Genomic DNA, 13,239 nt, shown 5'->3' on the forward strand with positions numbered 1-13,239 from the left:
AGGGCGTCGGGCAGGGGCGTCGGGCAGGGGTGTCGGGCGGGAGCGTCGGGCGGGAAGATCGGCGGGTTCCGAATCCACGGTGACGCGGCGGGGGTTCCGTACGAGGATGTGCCCCATGTCCGAAGCCACGAAGAACGCCCTCCTGCCCCGTCGGGTCGCCGACGCGTACGTCGACGCCCTCGTCGAACTCGATCCCGTCCTCGGCACCTACCTGGGCCTCCCCGAGAGTTCGGAGCGGCTGCCCGACCTCTCCCCGGCCGGTCAGGAGGCCCAAGCCGAGCTGGCCCGCGCCACCCTGGAACGGCTCGCCGAGGCCGAGCGGCGCCCCGGCGGCGACAGCACCGTCGAGCGGCGCTGCGCCCGTCTGCTGCGGGAGAGGCTGACCGCCGAACTCGCCGTGCACGACGCGGGCGAGGGGCTGCGTGCCGTCGGCAACCTCAGCTCCCCGCTGCACTACGTGCGGGGCGTCTTCACCGTGATGCCCACCGCCGACGACGCGGACTGGGCCGCCCTCGCCCGACGGCTGCGCGCCGTCCCGGCGGCGCTGGAGGGCTACCGCGCCTCGCTGGCGGAGGGCCTGGCCAAGGGCCTCCCCGCCGGCCCCCGCCAGGTGACCACGGTGCTCGGTCAACTGGGCGAGTGGATCGACACCGACGGGAGGAACTGGTTCGCCGCCCTCGCCGCCGACGGCCCCGACGTCCTCCGCGCCGAGCTGGACCGGGGCGCCGCCGAGGCCGGCGGCGCCCTGGAGGACCTGCGCGACTGGCTGCGCGACACCTACGCCCCCGCCGTCGCCGACGCCCCGGACACCGTGGGCCGCGAGCGGTACCGGCGGTGGGCGCGCCACTACAACGGCACCGACCTGGACCTGGAGGAGGCGTACGCGTACGGCTGGCAGGAGTACCACCGCATCCACGCCGAGATGCGCGCCGAGGCCGAGAAGGTCCTGCCCGGCGCCGCGACCCCCTGGGAGGCGCTGCGCCGGCTGGACACCCACGGCACGGCGATCGAGGGCGTGGAGGAGACCCGGGTCTGGCTCCAGGAGCTGATGGACGAGGCGATCGAGAAGCTGGACGGCACGCACTTCGACCTGGCCGAGCCGGTCCGACGCGTGGAGTCCATGATCGCCCCGCCCGGCAGCGCCGCCGCGCCGTACTACACCGAGCCGTCCCTGGACTTCTCCCGCCCCGGACGCACCTGGCTGCCCGTGATGGGCCGGACCCGCTTCCCCCTCTACGAGCTGGTCACCACCTGGTACCACGAGGGCGTTCCCGGCCACCACCTCCAGCTCGCCCAGTGGACCCACGTCGCCGACCGGCTCTCGCGCTACCAGACGACGGTCGGCATGGTCAGCGCCAACGCCGAGGGCTGGGCGCTGTACGCGGAGCGGCTCATGGACGAACTCGGCTTCCTGGACAGCCCCGAGCTGCGGCTGGGCTACCTGGACGCGCAGATGATGCGCTCCCTGCGGGTCATCGTGGACATCGGCATGCACCTGGAGCTGGAGATCCCCGGCCACTCCCCCTTCCACCCCGGCGAGCGGTGGACGCCCGCCCTGGCCCAGGAGTTCTTCGGCCGGCACAGCGGACTCCCGGCCGACCACGTCGAGAGCGAGCTGGTGCGGTACCTGGGCATGCCGGGGCAGGCCATCGGCTACAAGCTGGGCGAACGCGCCTGGCTGGCGGGCCGTGCGGCGGCCCGCGCGGCGCACGGCGACGCCTTCGACCTCAAGAAGTGGCACATGGACGCCCTCTCCCTGGGGTCGCTGGGCCTGGACGACCTGGTGGCGGAGCTGTCCGCCCTCTGAGGCCCGTCCGAGGCGCGGTTCGAGACGCCGTCCGCGCCGTCCGAGACACTGCCTGAACCCCCGTCACGCCCCCGGTGGGGCACGCCGCCACGCCGTGTGCCCCACCGGGCGAGGGCCCCGACCACCGCCCTCGCCACGCCCGCCGGCTCGCCCCGACCCGCCCCCCCCTCCGGGGGTGTTTCGGCCCGTCGTCGGTCCTCTGCAAGTCGGCCATTTCCTCTCCCTCTCCTCCACCGGGCTCCTACGCTGCTGTCGCACGCGAACCGTGATCTTCGTCGGTCGGCCCCACCCGACGGCCCGACCGCCTCATTCCCGCAACGACGCGTCCGCGAGGAAAGCCGATGACCGATATGACGACTGTGGCGAGCCTGCTCGGCTCGGGCCTGGGTGTGGCACTCACGCCGGTGGCGGTGCACCAGGCACGCCGGATCCGCGCGCTGCGGGCGCACCTGTCCGAGGCCCGGTCCGGCAATCGCGCCCGGGACGCCGAGCTGGCCCGTCTGACCGGGGTGAGCATGCCGGCGACCCTCCAGGCCGCCGGCGACCGACAGCCCGTCCCCCAGCCGCCGCCGGTCTCGGCGGAGCTGGCCGGGACGCCGTTCGCGCACCACCTCCACGACCTCCAGACCCAGATCGCGCGCGCCCTCACCGAGGCCGAGGGCCGTACCGCGCGGATGACCCAGGCCACGCTGCTGTCCGTGGCCCGCACCCTCCAGGCGCTGGCCAACAAGCAGCAGATGGCCGTCACCGACATGCTCCGCAAGCACGACTCCCCGGAGGTGCTGGAGGACCTGCAGGTGGTGGACCACGCCACCGCCCAGATCCTGCGCCGCGCCCAGGCGATCACCGTGGTGTGCGGCTCCTACCCGGGACGGCAGCACAACGCCACCCCGCTGAGCGACGTGGTGCGGGGCGCGGTCAGCCGCATCCTGGACTTCCAGCGCGTCAAGGTCTTCCACGACGAGGGTGAGCGCGCCGTCGTCGGACGGGTGGTGGAGGGGCTGGTGCTCGCGCTCGCCGAACTGCTGGAGAACGCCACCCGCTACTCGCATCCGGACACCACGGTGCTGGTGCAGTTCGAGCGCGCGCACAACGGGCTGTCCGTCGTCGTCGACGACAAGGGAGTCGGTCTCCAGCCCGGTGAGCGGGAGCGCGCCATGCGTCTGCTGTCGGGCGAGGGCTCCGTCAGCATCACCCGGCTCGGGGACCCGCCGAAGTTCGGCTTCGCCGTCATCGGCCTGCTCAGCGCCCGGTACGGGTTCGAGGTGTCGGTGACCAAGTCCCCCTACAGCGGGGTGCGGGCCGTGGCGTTCCTGCCCAGCGCGCTGCTCACCGACAGCGTGCCGGACCTGCCGCCGGCCGCCGCGACCTCCTCCCGGCCCGGGACCGTCGCGCAGGCCTCCGCACCGGCCCCACAGTCCACGGCGCGGGAGACGACCGCGGGCGGCCTCCCCAAACGGCGACGGCACGCCACACGGACACCGGCGTCCGAGGCACCCGCCGTACGGCCCGCCCGACCCGCGGCGCCCGGCCGCTCACCACGGGAGTCCGCCGCCACGCTGGGCGGTTTCACCCGCGCGGCACGGGCCGCCCAGCGCTCCACGTCGACGTCCGAAGGGTCCGAAAGGTCCGAAGGGAACAGCGAATCATGATCTTCGACAACGAGAAGTTGGCCTGGATGCTGGGGCAGCTCATGGACCAGCCCGAGGTCTACGACGCCCTGCTGGTGTCGGGGGACGGCTTGGTCCGCGCCTGCACCCCGAGCCTGGACAGGGACACCGCCGAGCAGATGGCCGCGGCGCTGGCCGGAGTGCAGGCCACCTCCAGCGCCAGTGCGCGGCTGTGCCGCTCCGAGCCCGACTCCTGGGAGCAGAGCCTGACGCAGTTCCGCGACGGCTACGTCATCACCATCCGGGCCGGGGAGGGCAGTTTCCTGACGGTCGCGACGTCCGCCGCGGCCGACGTGGAGGCGGTCGGCTTCCGGATGCACCAGTTGGTGGCCCAGCTCGGAGGGCAGATGGCCAGCGAACCCCGGCACGACGCCGGCAGTCCGACATGACTCCCCGCCGCGTGCGTACGGACCTGGTCCGGTCGTACGTCATCACCGGCGGTCGCCACCAGCCCAGTCGCAACACCCACTCCCTGGAGCTGGTCTCGCTGGTCACCGCCACCGGCGACCGTCCCCTGGGAGAGCTGGACCCGGAGCGGCAGAAGATGGTCCGGCTCTGCCAGGGCGGCTACCTGTCGGTGGCGGAGGTCGCCGGTCACGTACGGCTTCCCGTGTCCGTCACCACGATCCTGCTGGCCGACCTGATCGACAGCGGCCACATGGTCGTGCGCAAGCCTCCGCCCGCGGCCCGACCCACCGATCTCGACGTCCTGGAGAAGGTTCTGGATGGCCTCAACAACATCCTCTGACAGCGGCATCTACGTGCGCGACACCGTCGAGACCGCCGCCAAGCTCCTCGTCGTCGGACCGTTCGGGGTCGGCAAGACCACGCTGATAGGGGCGGTCAGCGAGATCGAGCCGCTGCGGACCGAGGAGGTCATGACGCAGGCCGGCGCGCTGGTGGACGACCTGAAGGGCGTCGAGGACAAGCGGACCACCACGGTCGCGATGGACTTCGGTCGTCTCACCCTCGCCCCGGATCTGGTGCTGTACCTGTTCGGCGCCCCCGGCCAGCAGCGCTTCATGCGGGTGGCGCCGGTGTGGCAACAGCTCGCCCACGGCGCCTACGGGGCCCTGGTGCTGGCCGACACGCGTCGCCTGGACGCCTCCTTCGACGCGATGGAGATGGTGGAGAAGCACGGCCTGCCCTACGCGGTCGCCCTCAACTCCTTCCCCGACTCGCCGCACTTCCCGGAGGAGGAGATCCGCGAGGCCCTCGACCTGAGCCCCGAGACGCCCCTGGTCGACTGCGACGCGCGGGACCGCGCCTCCGCCGCGCGGGCTCTGATCGCCCTGGTCAAACACGTCCACACCTACTACCGGGAGCACCTTCCGTGACGTCCCCGCCCCCCGGCCCGGGCTCCGTTCCTCCGCCGGGCTGCCCGGCCCACCAGGCCGTCGGCGGCTCCGCGGGCGGCGGCCTGCCCGCGCTGTACGGCCCCGGCTTCGCCGCCGACCCGGATTCCGTCTACGCCGAACTCCGTCCGCGCGGGCCCGCCCACTGGGTGGAACTCGCCCCCGGCGTCCCGGCCATCGTGGTCACCGACTACGACGCGGCGCTGGAGGTGCTGCGCAGCTCGCGGTTCAGCAAGGACGCCCGCCGTTGGACCGCCCTGGCCCAGGGCCTGATCCCCCTGGACAACGAGGTCGTCCCCATGATGGGCTTCCGCCCCAGCCTGCTGTTCGCCGACGGCGACCGGCACCTGCGGCTCCGCAGGACCATCGACGACGCCCTGGCCCGCGTCGACTCCTACCGGGTCCGGTCCTTCGTGCAGCGCAGCGCGGCCCGGCTGATCGACGAGTTCGGTCCCGTGGGCTCGGCGGACCTGGTCTCCCAGTACGCCAGGCGCATCCCGGCGCTGGTCTTCACCCAACTCTTCGGCTGCTCCGACGAGCAGACGGAGCGGATGGCCACGGCGTGCCTCCAGATGATCGCGGCCGAGCCCGAGGTCGCCCAGCGGGGCAGCGAGGACCTGGCCCGCTGCCTGGCCGACCTCGTCGCCGACAAGCGCCGCTCCCCCGGCGCCGACGTCACCACCTGGCTGCTGCACCACCCGCTGCGGCTGACGGACGAGGAGATGCTCCACCAACTGGTGGTCCTCATCGGCGCGGGCGTCGTGCCGCAGACGGCCTGGATCTCCAGCGCGATCATGCTGCTGCTGACCGACGACCGTTTCGCCGGCGACCTCTCCGGCGGCAGCCTGACCGTCTCCGACGCGCTCAACGAGGTGCTGTGGGAGCGGTCCCCGATGGCGAACTTCTGCTTCCACTACGCCATCACCGAGTACGACCTGCGCGACGACTCCGGGGCGGGGCTGGTGATCCCCCCGGGCGTCCCGGTGCTCATCAGCCACGAGGCCGCCAACAACCAGGTGGCGCGCGAGATCGACGCGGACCGCCGCACCGCCAACCACGCGCACCTGGCCTTCGGCGCGGGCCCGCACGTGTGTCCCGCGCAGAGCATCTCGGAGATCGTCTCCGACGTGGCGATCGAGACCCTGCTCGACATGCTCCCGGACCTCCAACTCGCCGTCCCCGCAAGCGAGTTGACCTGGCGCCACGGTCCCTTCCACCGTAGCCTGACGGCGCTTCCCGTGACCTTCCCCGCACTCTCCGCACCCGTTTCCGGGCCCGACTCCGGGCCCGTTCTCGCGTCCGATTCCGCACCCGTGCCCGACTCCGCGCCCACCGTGTCCGATCCGACATCCGGAGGTCAGCCTTGGAACGCCCCGTTTCCGACGTCCACGTCCTCGATCCCACCGGCCGAGACCTCCACGGCGAGGCGGCCCGACTCCGCGCCGAGGGACCGGCGACGCCGGTGGAGCTCCCCGGCGGCGTGGTTGCGTGGTCGGTGACCGGACACGAGTACGTCAAGCGGCTCGCGGCGGACCGCCGGGTCTCCCGCGACCCCCGCCGGCACTGGCCCGAGTTGGAGCGAATACCCCAGGACTGGGCCCTCAACGTGTGGGTGCGCGTGGTCAGCGCCTTCACCAGCTACGGCGAAGAGCACCGCCGTCTGCGCAACATGATCGCCCCGTCCTTCACCCCCCGCCGCACCGAGGCGCTGCGTCCCCGCGTCCAGGCCATCGTCGACGGACTGATCACCGACCTGGAGTCCGCCGATCCCGGGGAGCCGGTGGACCTGCGCGCCGAGTTCGCCTACATCATTCCCAACGAGGTCATCTGCGAGCTGTTCGGCGTCCCGGCCGACATGCGCGCCTGGACCCGTCGGGTCATGGACGCCGTCCTGAACACCGGTGCCTCCCCCGAGCAGGCCCGGGCCGACTACGCCGAGATGTGGGCCTGCATGCGCGCGCTCGCGGACATCAAGCGCGTCAGGCCGGGCGACGACATGACCAGCGACCTGATCGCCGCCCGCGACGGCGACTTCGCCTTCGACGAGAACCAACTGATCAGCACCCTCGTCCTGATGATCGGCGCCGGCAGCGAGACGGCCGTCAACCTGATCGCCAAGGCCACCCACGCCCTGCTCACCCACCCCGACCAGCTCGCCCTGGTGCGGGAGGGGAAGGCGAGCTGGGACGACGTGATCGAGGAGACGCTGCGCCTCGAAAGCCCGATCATGCACATGCCCCTGCGGTACGCGGTGGAGGACATCGACCTCGACGGCGTGACGATCCGCAAGGGCGACGCGATCATCCTCGCCTTCGGCGCCGCCGGCCGCGATCCCGCCCTCAACGGCGAGAGCGCCGACGCCTTCGACCTCACCCGCGAGGAGCGGGAGCACATGGCGTTCGGGCACGGGGTGCACTACTGCCTCGGCGCGCCCCTGGCCCGTCTGGAGGCCTCCATCGCGCTCCCGGCCCTCTTCGAGCGCTTCCCCGACATGCGTCTGGCGGTGGAGCCCGCCGAGCTGGTGCCCCAGGCGTCGTTCATCGCCAACGGCCACCGCTCCCTGCCGGTCCACCTCAAGCCCGTCTCCTGAGCCGGAGAAACGATTCCTCCCACGGGCCGCCGGGTTCCACGCCCGGCAGCCCGTGACACGGCAGCACCGCCCGCCGCACCCGGCGGGCGGGGCGGGCGTCACTCGGTTTTCGCGCCCCGATGGCGGATGACCGAGCCCGCCCGGCCCTTGACCACCTCCAACTGGACCGGGATGCGCCGGCGCAGGTCGGGGACGTGGCTGACGATGCCGACGCTGCGGTCGCGCTCGCGCAGGGAGTCCAGCACGTCCAGCACCTCGTCGAGGGTCTGGTCGTCCAGGCTGCCGAACCCCTCGTCGATGAAGAGGGTGTCCAGACGCAGCCCGCCCGCCTCCTCGGTGACGACGTCGGCGAGGCCGAGCGCGAGGGCGAGCGAGGCGAAGAACGTCTCCCCGCCGGAGAGGGTGGCGGTGTCGCGTTCGCTGCCCGTCCAGGCGTCGATGACGTGCAGGCCCAGACCGGAGCGGCCCCGGCCCGGACCGCGCGCGTCGGAGTGGACCAGGGTGTAGCGTCCGCCGGACATGTGCGTCAGGCGGGCGCTGGCCGCCGCGGCGACCTGTTCCAGCCGGGCGGCCAGGACGTACGACTCCAGGCGCATCCTGCGCTCGTTCTCCGTGGACGTTCCGGCGGCGAGACCGGCGAGCCGGGCGACGCGGTCGTACTCCTCGCGCAGCGGGGCGAGTTCCCGCGCGTCGGCCAGGGCGCGGGCGGAGAGCCGGTCGAGTTCGTCGCAGCGTCGACGGGCCTCGGCGTCGGCGGCGGACGCCGCGTTCAGCCTCGCCACGGCCTCGTCCAGTTCGGCCTCGGCGGCGTCCACGTCGGCGGGCGGGAGGACGGCGGCGCCGGCCGGTTCGAGGTCGGCGAGTTCGGCCGCGACGGCCGCCTCCTCGGCCTGCCGGTCGTCGATGCGGCGTTGCAGGACGCGCTGCTCGTGGTCGGCGAGCCGGGCGTCGGCGGCGGCCTGCGGCGTGTCGAAGCCGGCGCGCCAGGCGGCGTCCGCGAGTCGGGCGTCGGCGTCCTTCAGCCGCAGCGCGGCGGTCTCGGCGGCGGACGCGGCCTCGGCCGCCTCCGCCAGCAGGGCGGCGCGCCGTTCCAGTTCGCTCGCGCGGTGGGCGACGGAGACGGCCTCGCCTCGGGCGCGGGCCACCTGCTCCGCCAGGCTCGTCCGCTCCGCCACCAGCGCGTCGCGCCGGGAGGTGCGGGCGGCCATGCGGCGTTCGGCGTCCCGGCGGGCGGCCTGGCGGGTCTCGTGTTCGCGCAGGAGCCGGTCGAAGGCCGCGCGGGCGTCCGCGGCGTCGGCGGCGGTCCGGCGTGCCTCGGCGCACCGGGTCTCCAACGCGGCCACCTCGTCGGCGAGTTCGGCCACGGGCGTCTCCCCCGCCTCCTCGGCGGCCAGGGTCAGCCGCTCCCGGAGGGTGTCCAGCCGCCGCTCGACCAGCCGGTGCGCCTCCTCGGCCCGCCGGTGGCGTTCCAAGGCCTCCTCCTCGGCCCGCCGATCGACGTGTCGCGCGCCGGGGCGGGCCGGGGCGGGGTGGTCGGGCGAGCCGCACACCATGCACGGCGTGCCGTCGCTCAGTTCGCCGGCGAGTTCGGCCGCGATGCCGTCCAGCCGACGGGCCCTGACGTCCAGCCAGTCCTCCTTGGCGGCCAGGGCCTTCTCGTGGGCCGCCGACAGTTCGGCACGGGTGCCGGCCTCCGCGGCGATGAGGTCGTCGCGGAGGCGGGCGGCCTTCAGGCTGCGCCGGACGGTGTCGAGCCGGCCGGCGAGCCGTTCGGCGTGGGACGCGGCCTCCGCGGCGGCGTCGAGGCGCCGTTGATGGGCGTCGCGGACGTCCTCCCAACCCGTCAGCCACTCCTCCACCTCGTGGAGCAGATCCTCGTCCTCGCCCGACTCGCGCTCCAGCCGGTCGAGTTCGGCGGCGAGGCGGGCGCCGCGCTCCTCGGCGTGCCGGGCGGCGTCGAGGGCGCCCAGCTCCTGCCGGGCGGCGCGTTCGAGGTCGGCGAGCCGTTCCGCGGGGGCCTGGGCCAGGTCGCCGGAGAGCCGGTCGCGGGCCCGCTCCTCGGCGAGCGCCGTGCGGCGGAGTTCGGCCTCGGCCCGCTCGCGCGCGTCGAGGACGGGCGCGACGGCCTCGGCGGCGCGGGCCCGTTCCAGCCGGGCGCGGTCCCGGCCGTGCTCCTCCGCCCCGGCGGCCAGGATGTCGGCGCGGCGGCGGGCGGCGGCGTACCGGCGCCGCAGGCGGTCCCGTTCCCGGGTCTCCTCCAGGCGCCGGCGGGCCGCGGTGTGGGCCTCCTCGGCGGCCCGGAGGGCGATGGTGGCGACGTCCCGCCGCTCCCGGGCGGTGGAGCGAGCCAGGGCGGCCCACTCCAACACGGCGTCGGCCAGCCCCGGATCGCCGGGCGAGAGCTCGTCGAACACCCCGTCGGCGGGCCCGAGATCGGTGCCGAGGTCGGTGCTGGCGGCCTGCGACATCTGGTGGGCCACCGCCAGCAGCCGCTCGTCGGCGCCGCGCACCCGGCGCTGCGCGGTGGTGCGCAGCTCCGCCAGGTGCTGTTCGACGGCGGCGAAGCGACGGGTGTCGAAGAGGCGGCCCAGCAGCTTGGCGCGCTCCTCCGCCCCGGCCCGCAGGAAGCGGGCGAAGTCGCCCTGGGGCAGCAGGACCACCTGGCAGAACTGCTCGCGACTCATGCCCACCAACTGGGTGAGCTCCTCGCCGATCTCCTGGTGGGAGCGGCTGAGCGCCTTCCAGGCGCCGGTGGCGGAGTCGTACTCGCGCAGCCAGGACTGGGCCTTCTCGGTGGTCAGGCCGGTGCCGCGCTTCTTGGGGCGCAATTGTTCGGGCTGCCGGGTGACCTCCAGCCTGCGTCCGCCGACGGTGAGGTCGAGGACCACCTCGGTCCGGGTGTCGGGGTCGGCGTGGTCGCTGCGCAGCCTGCTCGGTCCGGACGCCTGGCGGGCGCCGGGCACGCCGTTGTAGAGGGCGTAGCAGACGGCGTCCAGCACGGAGGTCTTGCCCGCGCCGGTGGGGCCGTGGAGCAGGAACAACCCGGCGGCGGACAGCGCGTCGAAGTCGACGGTCTGGGTGCCGCCGAACGGCCCGAAGGCGGTGACGGTGAGCCGGTGCAGTCTCATCGGGGCGTCTCCGTGCGGGCTTCCTCGGCGCGTACGGCGTCCAGGGCCCGGCTCAGCAGGGCGCGTTCACGGTCGTCGGGCCCCTCGCCGCCCCGGACGTGGGCGACGAAGCCCTCCAGGATCTCCTGGTCGGTGCGGTCGCGGAGGCGCCGCCCGTAGGAGAGCGAGGTGTCCTCCGGGGGGCGTTCGGGATCGAAGACGAGGGTGAGGACGTGGGGGAAGCGGGCGGCGAGCCGGGCCATCGGCTCGCGCGGACGGACCGGGTCGGTGAGGGTGGCCTCCACCCACGCCTCCTCGTGGCGTTCCAGGGCGGGGTCGGCGAGCAGGTCCTCCAGGCGGCCTCGGACGCGGGCCAGCGGGCGCGGCACCGGGCAGTCGATCCGCTCGGCGTGCACCTCGCCGCCGGGCCCGAGGTCCACCAGCCACATCGACTTGCGGTGGTGGGTCTCGGAGAAGGAGTAGGCGAGCGGCGAGCCGGAGTAGCGGACGCGGTCGGTGAGGGTCTGGCAGCCATGCAGGTGGCCCAGTGCCACGTAGTCCACGCCGTCGAAGACGCCGGCCGGGACGGAGGCGACGCCGCCGACGGTGATGTCCCGCTCGCTGTCGGACGGTTCGCCTCCGGTGACGAAGGCGTGGGCGAGGACGACGGAGCGGGTGCCGGACGGGCGGCCGGCCAGATCGGCGCGCACCCGGTCCATGGCGGCGCCCAGCACGGCCGCGTGGGCGGCCTTCTCCACCCCCAGGACGTCCTTGACCAGGGCGGGTTCCAGGTAGGGCAGCCCGTAGAAGGCGACCTCGCCGTGCTCGTCGGCCAGCACGACGGGGGTGGCGCAGGTAGCGGGGTCGGTGCGCAGGTGGACGCCGGCCCGTTCGATGAGTCCGGCGCCCACGCCCAACCGGCGGGCCGAGTCGTGGTTGCCGGAGATCATGATCGTCGGTACGCCGAGGGCGGCGAGGCGGTGGAGGGCGTCGTCGAAGAGTTCGACGGCCGCCAGCGGCGGCACCGCCCGGTCGTAGACGTCGCCGGCGACGAGCACCGCGTCGACGCGCTCCCGCCGCGCCGTCTCCACCAGGTGGTCGACGAAGGCCGCCTGGGCGGACAGGAGGTTCACCCGGTGGAAGCTCCGCCCCAGGTGCCAGTCGGAGGTGTGCAGCAGTCTCAACGGCCCGCTCCGCCCCGCGTGTCCCTGTCTCCGTCGCCCTCGTGGGTCATGGTCTGGATTGTGGCATGCCCCGAACGGCGGATCGCCCCGGACGGGGGAATTCGGACGTTCGGCGGTCCGGGCGAGCGGTGAGGCGCGCCCACCGCGTCCGCCGTGCCCGCCGTCGGGGCCGTCCGGCGGCCGGCGCCGTTCGCCGTTCGGGGACGGGGTTCGCCTGCCATGATGGTGCTCCTTCGGGGGTGTGTTCGGCGGGCCACCGTCCGGACGGAGGTTCGGGCGGGGTTCGGGTGGGGTTCGGACGGGTTTGCGGGTGGGGGCGATGGGACGGTTCCGGTACGCGATCGGACGGCTGTCGGCGGCGCAGAAGTCGGGCAGGGGGGTGTCGCTGTACTCGCGGTACGTCAACCGTCCGGCGGGACGGTTACTGGCCGCGGCGGCCTACGCCCTGAGGCTGTCGCCCAACCAGGTCACGGTGGTCAGCGCGGTGTTCACCTTCACGGGGGTGGCGCTGCTGGCCGCCCTGCCGCCGTCCCACGCCGTGGGGGCGGGGGTGTTCGCCGCGCTGGTGGTGGGCTTCGCGCTGGACTCGGCCGACGGGCAGCTCGCCCGGTTGACGGGGAAGGGCAGCGCGGCCGGCGAGTGGCTGGACCACGTGGTGGACTGCGCGAAGATGCTCGCCCTCCACATGGCGGTGCTCGTCTCCTTCCACCGCCACTTCGACCTCCCCGACCCCCGGTGGCTGTTGGTGCCGGTCGTCTTCCAGTTCGCCGCCGTGCTGGTCTTCTTCGGCGGCGTCCTGACCGAGCAGCTCAAACGGAGGGCGGAGCGGCCGGCTCCCGCGGCGCCGCCCTCCACCCTCCGTTCGGTCGCGCTGTTGCCCGTGGACTACGGGGTGTTCTGCGCGGTGTTCCTCCTCCTCGGCGCCCGTGGGCCCTTCACGGCGCTGTACTGCGCGCTGTGCGCCGCCCACCTGCTGTTCCTGGTCGCGTTCTCGGTGAAGTGGTACCGCGAGCTGTCCGCCCCGGCCCCCCGGGAACCGGCCCGGGAGCCGGTCCGGGACCCGATCTAGGTCCCGGTCCGTCGGGCCGTCCCGGCCAGCCCGTCGAGCGCCCCGCGCAGCAGGGTGCTGGAGGTGTGCACGGTGTAGGGGAAGTACACGACGTCGACTCCGACGGTGGCGAAGTCCCGTTCGAGCTTCTCCCCCTTCTCCGTCCCCCTCCAGTCGTCGCCCTTGAAGATGGCGTCGAAGCGCACCTGGCGCCAGGTCTCCAGCTTGTCGGGCACCGTCTCGACGAACGCCGCGTCCACGAACCGGATGCTGCGGACGATCTCCAGCCGTTCGGTGAGGGGGACGACCGGCGCCCTCCCCTTGGCCAGCTCGGCCATCTCGTCCGAGACCACGCCGGCCACCAGGTGGTCGCAGTGGTTCCTGGCGTGCCGGAGGATGTTCAGGTGTCCGACGTGGAACAGGTCGTAGACCCCGGGCGCGTAGCCCACTCGGTACGTCATCCGTGGCTCTCCTCGGC

At 73.8% G+C, this 13,239-nt stretch carries 11 protein-coding genes; 8 read left to right on the forward strand and 3 right to left on the reverse strand.

The window, feature by feature from the left end; all coding sequences use genetic code 11:
* Nucleotides 1-115: 115 nt before the first annotated feature.
* The 7 genes from IF47_RS0105360 to IF47_RS28560 all read left to right on the forward strand — a co-directional run bounded on the left by IF47_RS0105360 (nucleotide 116) and on the right by IF47_RS28560 (nucleotide 7,422).
* Nucleotides 116-1,807 (forward strand): DUF885 domain-containing protein, encoded by a 1,692-nt coding sequence (locus IF47_RS0105360; protein ID WP_031507033.1) that lies wholly within the window; start codon nucleotides 116-118, stop codon nucleotides 1,805-1,807.
* A 341-nt stretch (nucleotides 1,808-2,148) separates the two neighbouring features.
* Nucleotides 2,149-3,459: an ATP-binding protein gene (locus IF47_RS0105365; protein WP_037731990.1), complete on the forward strand. Its 1,311-nt coding sequence runs from the start codon at nucleotides 2,149-2,151 to the stop codon at nucleotides 3,457-3,459.
* Complete coding sequence (locus tag IF47_RS0105370) at nucleotides 3,456-3,866, forward strand: roadblock/LC7 domain-containing protein (protein ID WP_031507035.1); 411 nt, start codon at nucleotides 3,456-3,458, stop codon at nucleotides 3,864-3,866. Before IF47_RS0105365 ends, IF47_RS0105370 begins: the two co-directional genes overlap by 4 nt.
* A gap of 11 nt (nucleotides 3,867-3,877) precedes the next feature.
* Complete coding sequence (locus tag IF47_RS0105375; RefSeq protein WP_342667230.1) at nucleotides 3,878-4,225, forward strand: DUF742 domain-containing protein; 348 nt, start codon at nucleotides 3,878-3,880, stop codon at nucleotides 4,223-4,225.
* Nucleotides 4,203-4,814, forward strand: coding sequence for a GTP-binding protein (locus IF47_RS0105380; protein ID WP_031507037.1), 612 nt, complete (start codon nucleotides 4,203-4,205; stop codon nucleotides 4,812-4,814). The genes IF47_RS0105375 and IF47_RS0105380 overlap by 23 nt, the downstream gene beginning before the upstream one ends.
* Nucleotides 4,811-6,331: a cytochrome P450 family protein gene (locus IF47_RS31405; RefSeq protein WP_037731991.1), complete on the forward strand. Its 1,521-nt coding sequence runs from the start codon at nucleotides 4,811-4,813 to the stop codon at nucleotides 6,329-6,331. Before IF47_RS0105380 ends, IF47_RS31405 begins: the two co-directional genes overlap by 4 nt.
* A complete protein-coding gene (locus IF47_RS28560) occupies nucleotides 6,328-7,422 on the forward strand; it encodes a cytochrome P450 family protein (RefSeq protein ID WP_245641004.1) in 1,095 nt (364 codons plus the stop codon). Before IF47_RS31405 ends, IF47_RS28560 begins: the two co-directional genes overlap by 4 nt.
* A gap of 98 nt (nucleotides 7,423-7,520) precedes the next feature.
* Here IF47_RS28560 and IF47_RS0105395 read toward each other — a convergent pair whose 3' ends face one another.
* Nucleotides 7,521-10,550, reverse strand: a complete 3,030-nt coding sequence (locus IF47_RS0105395; RefSeq protein WP_031507042.1) for an AAA family ATPase — start codon at nucleotides 10,548-10,550, stop codon at nucleotides 7,521-7,523.
* Nucleotides 10,547-11,713 (reverse strand): exonuclease SbcCD subunit D, encoded by a 1,167-nt coding sequence (locus IF47_RS0105400; RefSeq protein ID WP_031507043.1) that lies wholly within the window; start codon nucleotides 11,711-11,713, stop codon nucleotides 10,547-10,549. The genes IF47_RS0105395 and IF47_RS0105400 overlap by 4 nt, the downstream gene beginning before the upstream one ends.
* A 319-nt stretch (nucleotides 11,714-12,032) precedes the next feature.
* On the opposite strand from IF47_RS0105400, the gene IF47_RS0105405 reads away from it, so the two are divergent.
* The gene (locus IF47_RS0105405; RefSeq protein ID WP_051717041.1) at nucleotides 12,033-12,782 is read left to right on the forward strand and encodes a CDP-alcohol phosphatidyltransferase family protein; all 750 of its coding nucleotides are present in this window, start codon (nucleotides 12,033-12,035) and stop codon (nucleotides 12,780-12,782) included.
* Here the strand turns inward: IF47_RS0105405 and IF47_RS0105410 are convergent.
* Nucleotides 12,779-13,222 (reverse strand): FAD synthase family protein, encoded by a 444-nt coding sequence (locus tag IF47_RS0105410; RefSeq protein ID WP_031507046.1) that lies wholly within the window; start codon nucleotides 13,220-13,222, stop codon nucleotides 12,779-12,781. The genes IF47_RS0105405 and IF47_RS0105410 overlap by 4 nt on opposite strands.
* Between the last annotated feature and the right edge of the window lie 17 nt (nucleotides 13,223-13,239).

Origin of the sequence: Streptomyces megasporus (assembly GCF_000718985.1) — a bacterium.
Lineage (GTDB): Bacteria > Actinomycetota > Actinomycetes > Streptomycetales > Streptomycetaceae > Streptomyces > Streptomyces megasporus.

Excerpts from the sequence above, each read along its gene's own strand:
- IF47_RS0105360 (WP_031507033.1), top strand. The coding sequence starts at position 116 with ATGTCCGAAGCCACGAAGAACGCCCTCCTGCCCCGTCGGGTCGCCGAC.
- IF47_RS0105365 (WP_037731990.1), top strand. The coding sequence starts at position 2,149 with ATGACCGATATGACGACTGTGGCGAGCCTGCTCGGCTCGGGCCTGGGT.
- IF47_RS0105370 (WP_031507035.1), top strand. The coding sequence starts at position 3,456 with ATGATCTTCGACAACGAGAAGTTGGCCTGGATGCTGGGGCAGCTCATG.
- IF47_RS0105380 (WP_031507037.1), top strand. The coding sequence starts at position 4,203 with ATGGCCTCAACAACATCCTCTGACAGCGGCATCTACGTGCGCGACACC.
- IF47_RS0105395 (WP_031507042.1), bottom strand. The coding sequence starts at position 10,550 with ATGAGACTGCACCGGCTCACCGTCACCGCCTTCGGGCCGTTCGGCGGC.
- IF47_RS0105405 (WP_051717041.1), top strand. The coding sequence starts at position 12,033 with ATGGGACGGTTCCGGTACGCGATCGGACGGCTGTCGGCGGCGCAGAAG.
- IF47_RS0105410 (WP_031507046.1), bottom strand. The coding sequence starts at position 13,222 with ATGACGTACCGAGTGGGCTACGCGCCCGGGGTCTACGACCTGTTCCAC.